The 6,446-nt window shown below is 70.0% G+C and carries 5 protein-coding genes; 1 reads left to right on the top strand and 4 read right to left on the bottom strand.

The window, feature by feature from the left end:
• Positions 1–155 precede the first annotated feature (155 nt).
• Positions 156–1,778, bottom strand: coding sequence for a calcium-binding protein (locus MFF42_RS23405; RefSeq protein WP_238258146.1), 1,623 nt, complete (start codon positions 1,776–1,778; stop codon positions 156–158).
• A gap of 405 nt (positions 1,779–2,183) precedes the next feature.
• On the opposite strand from MFF42_RS23405, the gene trmFO reads away from it, so the two are divergent.
• Entirely contained in the window at positions 2,184–3,608 is a 1,425-nt protein-coding gene (gene trmFO / locus MFF42_RS23400; protein ID WP_238258145.1) for a methylenetetrahydrofolate--tRNA-(uracil(54)-C(5))-methyltransferase (FADH(2)-oxidizing) TrmFO, read from the top strand.
• Positions 3,609–3,686: 78 nt separating this feature from the next.
• On the opposite strand, the gene wecB is transcribed toward trmFO, so the two are convergent.
• From wecB to MFF42_RS23385, 3 genes are all read right to left on the bottom strand, one after another.
• Complete coding sequence (gene wecB / locus MFF42_RS23395; protein ID WP_283206920.1) at positions 3,687–4,823, bottom strand: non-hydrolyzing UDP-N-acetylglucosamine 2-epimerase; 1,137 nt, start codon at positions 4,821–4,823, stop codon at positions 3,687–3,689.
• Between the two features lie 22 nt (positions 4,824–4,845).
• On the bottom strand, positions 4,846–5,880 hold the full coding sequence (locus tag MFF42_RS23390; protein ID WP_238258144.1) for a polysaccharide biosynthesis protein: 1,035 nt from the start codon (positions 5,878–5,880) through the stop codon (positions 4,846–4,848).
• A partial coding sequence (locus MFF42_RS23385; protein ID WP_238258142.1) for a sugar nucleotide-binding protein occupies positions 5,880–6,446 on the bottom strand: 567 nt, incomplete at its 5' end. The genes MFF42_RS23385 and MFF42_RS23390, both read right to left, overlap by 1 nt.

The raw sequence follows: 6,446 nt of genomic DNA, 5'->3' as shown, positions 1-6,446 counted from the left end.
TCACCTCGGTCGACCGCGACCGGTTCCTGGTCCGGCCGAAGCTGCACTGACCGGGCCGGCTCCCGGTCCCTGCCCCGACGCGCAGGCCGACGACCCGGCGACCCCTTCGTCGGAATGCGCTCCGGGCGAAGGGTCGGCGAAGGGTCGGCGGAGGATCACACGATGAGGAAATCCGTGTGGTCGAGGGCGGCGTGGTTGTCCAGCACCGCGATCAGGACGGCCTCCTTCTTCCCGCTGCCGTCGGCGTCGTAGAACAGCTCGCCGGTCTTCTGCTTGTAGAGGATGCGGTCGTCGGCATCCGCCCTGGCCGCCTTGGCCGGGCCGAGTTCCTTGAACTGCTCGGGGGCCAGCACGCCGGTCTCGAGGCGGCGGAAGACAGCGTGGTCGAGGTGGAACACGTCCTCCTGCGACGCGAAATCCCTGACGTGATCGACGTTGCCGGGGCCGGGCCGGGTCTCGAACACGAAGCTGTCGGCGCCCTCCCCGCCCGTGAGCCGGTCGGAGCCGAGCCCGCCCGCGAGGCGGTCGCCGCCGCCGCCGCCATCGAGCTCGTTGTCGCCGGCATTGCCGATGAGCGTCTGGCCGAACGCGTTGCCGGCGAGGGAGAGGGGCGCGCAGCCGGTGCCCCGGGCGAGTTGCAGGGTTTCGATTTCCTGGCCGGGGTCGAGCGCGTAGCTGCTCGTCGCCACGACCCGGTCGGCGCCCTGTCCCCGGCCCTCGAACACGCGGTCGCCGGGCCTGTCGACGAAGTAGGTGTCGTCGCCGGCCCCGCCCACCAGCGTGTCCGCGCCGCGCCCGCCGCGCAGGACGTCGTCTCCCGCATCGCCGAACAGCCGGTCGGCGCCGGCCGTGCCGACGAGCGTGTCGTCGCCGCCGAAGCCCAGGACCGGGTTGCCGCTGCCGTCGGCCTCCAGCCGGTCGGCGTCCCGGCCGCCGACGATGAAGGCGACGCCCTCGCCCTTGTTCAGGAAGCCGTAATCGATCCCGGTCGCCTGGCTCGCCGCGGCCACCAGGTTGTCGAAGGCGGCGGCCGGCGTCCCCGCCGCCGGACGGCCCGCGAGTTCCTGGAAGAAGCGCGCGTAGGCGTCGAGGCCGAGATCCTCGTAGACCTGGTAGAGCAGGGAGGCGGCCAGGTCCGCGGCGCCCCAGTTGTTGGCGTTCGGCACGCCGGTCGCCGCGCCCAGCGTGTTGGCGAGCGTGAAGCCCTCTCCCTGGAAGAAGGTCTGCGCCAGGTCTTCGAGGATGGATTGCTTGAACTCGCCGAAGGGCAGCGCCCCGAACGCGCCGCCGGGGATGCCGGCCTCCTGCATCGACACGAACCGGTTGGCGATCGCGAAGCCCGTGACGAAGGCGTCCACCTGCCCGAGCTGCGGACCGTAGAACCAGAAGTTTCGCCCCAGTTCGTAGAAGACGGTCTGCTCGAAGGTGCCGTCCGCGGCCGCGCCGGCGTAGAGCTGGTCGAAGGCGGCGGTCGTGAGCTCGATGCCGGTGGCGCCGAGGAAGCCGATCGCGCTCGCGGCGCCCCCGAGGGCGGTGGGCACCTCGGCGATCGTCAGCAGGCCGTTGTAGAGCTTGTACGGCGCCGGGGCCTGACCGGTCAGCGCGCGATAGACGTCGAAGGCCGCGTCGATCCTGTTCAGGATGTCCTCCACGACCTCGCCGTCGAGGTCGTCGGCCGCCGTCAGGAGCGCGACGCGCTGCCCCTGCCACGGATAGAGCGAGACGAGGTAGCCGTCGTACGCGGCGTAGGGCAGCGCCCCATCGGGAGAGATCGCCATTGCCGTCCGCTCCGCTTGTCCGGCCCGGATGTCGGGAATGCGGGCAACGCTAATGCGGGCGCGGCCTCGGTCCACCCGCCGCGACGTGGCACCCGTGGGCAATTGCGGGTTAATACCCATCGGCGCCGGCTCCGACCGACGGTCGGAGCCGGCGCGTTCGGCGGACGCCCGCCGTCGCGCGGGCTCGTGGGAGGGCAGGCCCATGACGGCCGCCGCCGCGGCCTCCGGGCATCGTCCCGAAAGCGCAGATCCGGGCTTTCGCTTCGCTCGACGCCTCGGCTCGGGCCGAGGCCCGTTGCACGGCGCGCTCTTCGCACCCGGTCGGCGGCGCCATCGCTATGCCAGTGATGGCGTGTCGCGCTCGCGCGCATTGATCGCGGGCCGGCGTGGTTCTATCCCGTCGCGATGACGAACCCGATCCACATCGTCGGCGGCGGCCTCGCCGGGTCCGAGGCCGCCTGGCAGGTCGCGCAGGGTGGCCGCGCCGTCGTGCTGCACGAGATGCGGCCCCATCGCGGCACCGACGCCCACCAGACCGACGGGCTGGCCGAACTGGTCTGCTCCAACTCCTTCCGCTCGGACGACGCCAACGGCAACGCCGTCGGCCTGCTGCATCAGGAGATGCGCAGCCTCGGCTCCCTGATCATGCGCGCGGCGGACGCGAACCAAGTCCCCGCGGGCGGGGCGCTCGCCGTCGATCGCGAGGGGTTTTCGCGCGCCGTCACCGCGGCGCTCGAAGCGCATCCCAACATCACGATCGTCCGCGAGGAGGTCGCGGGGCTGCCGCCGGAGGCGTGGGGCTCGACCATCCTCGCCACCGGCCCCCTCACCTCCCCGGCGCTGGCCGAGGCCGTCGGGACGCTGACGGGCCGGGAATCGCTCGCCTTCTTCGACGCCATCGCCCCGATCGTCCACCGCGACTCGATCGATATGGGCAAGGCCTGGTTCCAGTCCCGCTACGACAAGGCGGGTCCCGGCGGCACCGGGGCGGACTACCTCAACTGCCCGATGGACCGGGAGCAGTACGAGGCCTTCGTCGCCGCGCTGATCGCGGGCGAGAAGACGGCGTTCAAGGAGTGGGAGGCGACCACCCCCTATTTCGACGGCTGCCTGCCGATCGAGGTGATGGCCGAGCGCGGCCCCGAGACCCTGCGCCACGGGCCGATGAAGCCGGTCGGGCTCACCAATCCGCACAACCCGACGGTGAAGGCCTACGCCATCGTCCAGCTGCGCCAGGACAACGCGCTGGGCACCCTGTTCAACATGGTGGGCTTCCAGACGAAGCTCCGCCACGCCGAGCAGATCCGGATCTTCCGCACGATTCCGGGGCTGGAGAACGCCGAGTTCGCCCGGCTCGGGGGCTTGCACCGCAACACCTATCTCGACAGCCCGCGCCTGCTCGACGCGACCCTGCGGCTGAAGGTGCGGCCGCAGCTGCGCTTCGCCGGCCAGATCACCGGCTGCGAGGGCTATGTCGAGAGCGCCGCGGTCGGGCTGATGGCCGGCCGCTACGCGGTGGCCGAAGCGGAGGGCGGCGCGCTCGCCCCCCTGCCCCCGACCACCGCGCTCGGGGCGCTGATCGGCCACATCACCGGCGGCCATCTCGCGGCGAACGAGGCGGCGGAGGCGAACGCGCCCCGCTCGTTCCAGCCGATGAACGTGAATTTCGGGCTGTTCCCGCCGCTGGAGCGGATGCCGCGCAACGAGACGGGCAAGCGCCTGCGCGGCCCCGAGAAGGCGGCGCTCAAGAAGCGCGCGCTGACCGACCGGGCGCGGGACGACCTCGCCGCCTGGATCGCGGGCGAAGGGCTTCCGCACGCGGCGGAGTAGAACGCGGCTTCGCCCGGCGTCGGGGCGCTGCCCGGACCACCCGCCGAAGGGCCGTGCGGCCCTTTGGAATCCCAGGATTTAGAATGGGCCGGGCTTCGACCAGACGGTGTGGTTGACCTGATCGATATAGGACAGGACGATCCGCACCACCTTGGTCGAGACCGCGCCGCCCTGGTAATCCGGGACGGAGCCCGCGAAGCGGCGACCCTCGCCGATGCCGTCGCGCACCGCGCGCACCGCCTCGACGAGGGAGACCTTGCCGAGCGGCGCCACGATCAGCGTGCCGGCATCCATGCCCTCGGGCCGCTCGTGCGCGTCGCGAAAGGTGACCGCCGGCAGGTCGAGGAGCGCGGCCTCCTCGGCGATGGTGCCGCTGTCCGACAGGACGCAGTGGGCGCTCGTCTGGAGCTTCACGTAGTCGATGAAGCCGAAGGGCGGCAGGAAGCGCACGCTGTCCGGGAGCGCGAGGTCGCCCACCGCCTCCAGCCGGGCACGGGTGCGCGGATGGGTCGAGACGACGATGGGCAGGCCGAAGGCGGCGTGCAGGCGGCCGAGCTCTTCCAGGAAGACCCGCAGCCGGGCCGGCGAATCGACGTTCTCCTCGCGGTGGGCGGAGACGATGAAGAACCGGTCCGGCTCGAGCCCGAGCCGGGCCAGCACGTCGGAGGCCTCGATCTTCGGGCGGAATTCGGCGAGCACCTCTTCCATGTGCGAGCCGACCTTGAAGATGCGCTGCGCCGGCAGCCCCTCCGCCAGGAGGTAGCGGCGGGCATGCTCGGTCAGCACGAGGTTGACGTCGCTCAAGTGGTCGATGACCTTGCGGTTGATCTCCTCCGGCACCCGCGGGTCGAAGCAGCGGTTGCCCGCCTCCATGTGGAAGATCGGGATCTTGCGCCGCTTGGCCGGGATCACCGCGAGCCCCGAATTGGTGTCGCCGTAGATCAGCACCGCGTCGGGCTGTTCCTGTTCGAAGACGGCGTCGGCGCGCTCGATCACCCGGGCGATCGTCGCCGCCGCGTTCGGTCCGGCCGCTTCGAGGAAGTGGTCGGGCCGGCGTATGCCGAGGTCGTCGAAGAAGACCTGATTGAGCTCGTAATCGTAGTTCTGGCCGGTATGGACCAGAACGTGGTTCGTCAGCCGGTCCAGCGCCCGGATCACGAGCGACATCTTGACCAGTTCGGGCCGGGTCCCGACCAGGGTGAGGATCTTGCGCAAGGGTCTCGTCCCGAGTCGGAAGCTACGAAGCGGCCCGCGCCCGCCTGTCGGGCTTCAGGGCTTGCTGGATGTAGTCGAGCTTCATCAACAGATCGATGATCTGCTGCTGGTTCATCCGCTGCGTGTTGTGCGAGGTGTAGTCGTCGGCCGCCGAGATCGCGGTCTCGCCGGAGGTGAAGAACTTCGAATAGTTGAGGTCGCGGTCGTCGGCGGGGATGCGGTAGAACCCGTCCATGTCCTCGGCCCGCGCCATCTCCTCGCGGGAGACCAGGGATTCGTACAGCTTCTCGCCGTGGCGCGTGCCGATGATCTTGATCTCGTTCTTCGCCTCGAAGATCGTCCGCAGGGCCTCGGCCAGATCCTGCACCGTGCAGGCGGGGGCCTTCTGCACGAAGATGTCCCCCTGCCGCCCGCGCTGGTAGGCGAACAGCACGAGATCGACCGAATCCTCCAGCGACATCAGGAAGCGGGTCATCGCCGGATCGGTGATGGTGATGTCGCGCCCCTCCTTGATCTGGTTCACGAAGAGCGGGATCACCGAGCCGCGCGAGGCCATGACGTTGCCGTAGCGCGTGGCGCAGAGGATCGTGTCGTCCTTCTGCAGGATGCGCGACTTGGCAATCGTCAGCTTCTCCATCATCGCCTTGGACAGGCCCATGGCGTTGATCGGGTAGACCGCCTTGTCGGTGGAGAGCACCACCATCCGCTCGACGCCGGCGGCGACCGCGGCGTTCAGGGTGTTCTCGGCCCCGAGGATGTTCGTGCGCACGGCCTCCATCGGATAGAACTCGCAGGAGGGGACCTGCTTCAGCGCCGCCGCGTGGAAGATGTAATCGACCCCCTTCACCGCCTGCGCGATCGAGTTGTACTCGCGCACGTCGCCGATGAAGAAGCGGATCCGCGGATCGCGCAGGAGGATGCGCATGTCCTCCTGCTTCTTCTCGTCCCGGCTGAACACGCGGATCTGGCCGATATCCGTCGCGAGGAAGCGCTGGATGACCGCGTTGCCGAAGGAACCGGTGCCGCCGGTGATGAGGAGTGTCTTGCCCGAGAACATCAGCGGACCTGCGAGAAGGATGCTTCGTCGAAGCGACGCATGCTGCGGATCAGGTCCGGCCAGGAGGGCGGCGCGTAGCCGACGGCCGCCCGGAACCGGTCCGAGTTGAGGGAACGGTCGATCGCCACGGCGTCGTCGGGCTCGATCTCGGTCGCGACGCCGTAGATGTCCTTGACGATCCCGAGCAGGTCGAACTTGCTGATCGGGTCCACGCTCACGTGGTGGACGCCGCGCAGGGACGGGTTCGGAAGCACGTGGTCGGCGATCACCCGCGCGAGCTCGTCGGTGGTGAGGCCGGAGAAGATCGCCCGCCGGTAGCCGCGCACCGGCCCGCTCTGGGACAGGAACCACTCGACGAGACCGTTCCGGCTGCCGATCTCGCGGCCGATGATGGAGGTGCGCAGGGTCACGGCGTTCGGGTAGTCGACCTCGCCCAGGAGCTTCGAGCGCCCGTAGAGATCCTCCGCATCCGGCGCGTCGCTCTCGCGGTAATCGCCCTTGCGGCCGGTGAAGACGCAATCGGTGCTGACATGGATCAGGCGCGCGCCGACGAGATCGGCCAGCCG

The organism is Methylorubrum podarium (assembly GCF_022179745.1).
Taxonomy (GTDB): domain Bacteria; phylum Pseudomonadota; class Alphaproteobacteria; order Rhizobiales; family Beijerinckiaceae; genus Methylobacterium; species Methylobacterium podarium.
The sequence above is the reverse complement of the archived record's forward strand: the minus strand, read 5'-3'. Positions and strand labels throughout refer to the sequence as shown.